The 402-nt window shown below is 72.9% G+C and carries 1 protein-coding gene; it reads left to right on the top strand.

Features of this window, described 5'->3' with window-relative positions:
- Nucleotides 1–257, top strand: a 257-nt coding sequence (locus PUR71_RS00860; protein ID WP_329924335.1) for a hypothetical protein, incomplete at its 5' end; no start/stop codon positions are given.
- Nucleotides 258–402: the final 145 nt, after the last annotated feature.

Below are 402 nucleotides of genomic sequence, written 5' to 3'. Positions count from 1 at the left end.
TGTGGGTGGGTTTTTGTTGGTGTGTTTTTTTTTTGGTGGGGGGGGGGGGGGGGGGTTTTGTTTTTTTGGTTTTGGTTTTGTGGGGTGGTTGGGGTGTGTTTGGGGGGGGGGGGGGGGGTGGGGGGGGGGGGGGTGGGGTGGGTTTTTTGTGTGGGTGGGGGGGGGTGGGGGGGGGGGGGGGGGGGGTGGGGGGGGGGGTGGGGTGGGGGGGGGGGGGGGGGGGCGGGTGGGGTTGTGGGTGGGCGGCCGGGGACTGAACAGACGCCCCCCGGCCCCCCCCCCGCCCCCCCCCCCCCCCCCCCCGCTTTTAATGAGCTCGGCGACGGGCTGCGCACGTCTGAACTCCACTCACACGGGTGGATCTCGGCAGCCGTCGTCTGCTGGGCGACGGCGGGGGGGGGG

This window comes from Streptomyces sp. SP17BM10 (assembly GCF_036322405.1).
Taxonomy (GTDB): Bacteria; Actinomycetota; Actinomycetes; order Streptomycetales; family Streptomycetaceae; genus Kitasatospora.
Note: the sequence above shows the minus strand (reverse complement) of the source record. Positions and strands in the feature narration are given on the sequence as shown.